Annotated in this window: 2 protein-coding genes and 1 pseudogene; 1 reads left to right on the forward strand and 2 read right to left on the reverse strand. The window is 59.0% G+C overall.

Going from position 1 to position 1,872, the window contains the following annotated elements; genetic code table 11:
* Window positions 1–41 precede the first annotated feature (41 nt).
* Complete coding sequence (locus K225_RS21340; RefSeq protein WP_369794888.1) at window positions 42–920, forward strand: IS5 family transposase; 879 nt, start codon at window positions 42–44, stop codon at window positions 918–920.
* Between the two features lie 120 nt (window positions 921–1,040).
* Here the strand turns inward: K225_RS21340 and K225_RS22020 are convergent.
* Both K225_RS22020 and K225_RS21345 read right to left on the reverse strand, forming a co-directional pair.
* Window positions 1,041–1,211, reverse strand: a pseudogene (locus tag K225_RS22020) (ATP-binding cassette domain-containing protein); the annotation flags it as partial.
* Window positions 1,212–1,261: 50 nt separating this feature from the next.
* Entirely contained in the window at window positions 1,262–1,774 is a 513-nt protein-coding gene (locus K225_RS21345; protein WP_238323289.1) for a hypothetical protein, read from the reverse strand.
* Window positions 1,775–1,872 lie beyond the last annotated feature (98 nt).

Here is a 1,872-nt window from a genome sequence, read left to right on the forward strand (position 1 = left end):
CGACGACGCCGGCGTTAAACCCCTATCCCCGATCAGTTCAGGTGGGGGAGTTTGAGGTGGCCATAGACGGGGGAATTTGGGTGGCCATCAGGGCCAAGGCCGGCAACGGCCGTCCGCCCATTGGGTTGGAGCGCATGCTGCGCATCCATTTTCTTCAGCACTGGTTCAACCTGGCCGATCTGGCGTGCGAGGAGGCTCTGTATGACAGTGCCAGTCTGCGCCGCTTTGTGGGGATTGACCTGGGCCGCGAACGCGTGCCCGACGCCACCACGCTGCTGAAGTTTCGCAAACTGCTCAATGAGCAAAAACTGGGTGAAGCCCTGTTTGCCAAGGTAGGCCAGCAATTGCAGGAGCGCGGCTTCAAGGTCAACACCGGCACCATCGTGGATGCCACGATCATCGCAGCGCCCAGCTCCACCAAGAACGCCGACAAGGCGCGCGACCCCGATATGCACCAGACCCGCAAAGGCCAGCAATGGTATTTCGGCATGAAGCTGCACATTGGCGTGGACAGCCAAAGCGGGCTGGCGCACAGCGCCGTGGTGACGGCGGCCAACGTGCATGACAAACACCCTCTGCCCAATCTGCTGCATGGCAATGAGCGGCGCGTGTACGGCGACTCGGCCTATGCCAGCCAGAAAGCACTGATAGCGAGCAAGGCCCCCAAGGCCAAGGACTTCACCAACCAGCGCACCCGCCGTGCAGGCGAGGTGGACGAAGTTCAGCGGGCCAAGAACCGCAACAAATCGCGGGTGCGTGCCCGGGTCGAGCATGTCTTTGCGGTGGTCAAGCGCCTGTGGGGATTCACCAAGGTGCGCTACCGCGGGCTTCAGAAGAACGCTACGCGGGCGTTCACGGCCTTGGCGCTGGCCAACATTTACCTGTGCCGCAGTCATCTGTTGGGACAGGTGCGCCCGTAAGGGCGGAAATCGGGCCTCAGCGCCCCGCGAACTGCCCAAATGGGCCGCGCGAGAGGCATAAAAGTCCAAAAAACTGCGTCATCCAGGTTTGCGCGGAAATTTTCGACGGCTTGTTCAGCGTAGCCCTAGTAAGGTGGTCTTCCCCGCACCGTTGGGCCCGATGATCACGCGCAGCTCGTTTCGGTCGACAGAAAGACTCAGTGCGTCCACCGCCCTAAATCCGTCGAACGAGACCGTGAGGTCTTCGACTACAAGTATTTTCTCGCTCGCATTGGAAGCAGTTTTGGACATTAGATCTGCACCGTTGTGTGGGACTCGTGAAAGAACAGCGCTGAAGCTCATCACGCAACCTCGCTTCGTCGTCGGCTTGACCATTGCTCTATCAGTCCCGCCAACCCGTTAGGCATGACCCACACAACCAGGATAAAGACACCGCCAAGGAAATAGAGCCAACCCTCGGGGAACGCCTCCGACAAATACGATTTGAGAAATCCGATGAGCAAGGCCCCCACGACCGCACCAGGCACCGACATGCGGCCTCCGACAGCTGCGTAAATCACCATTTCCACAGATGCCACCACACCAATGACACTCGGTGCGATCAGTCCGACTTGAAGAGTGAAGAAAGCGCCTCCCACCGATGCAAGAAGGGCTCCACAGGCAAAGACAAATGCCTTCATGTGCGCTGTGTCGTAACCACTGAAGCGCACACGGTCCTCGCGGTCGCGGATCGCGATCAGGATTTTCCCGAAGCGGCTGCGCACCACCGCCAAAGACAGCAACATCGCCAGCGACAGGACTGCAACTTCGATGAAATACAGCATCCTCAGTGACTGATCGGACAGGATGTCCATACCTGTTGGCGCCGATTCAAAATTGAGCCACCGTGCCGATTGAATTTTGAGCCAGGGCTAATGGCCAACCTGTGAAGGTCGGCTGTGGATAAGTGTAG

The sequence above is a fragment of the Acidovorax sp. JHL-9 genome, assembly GCF_000426205.1.
GTDB classification, from domain to species: Bacteria; Pseudomonadota; Gammaproteobacteria; order Burkholderiales; family Burkholderiaceae_C; genus Acidovorax; species Acidovorax soli.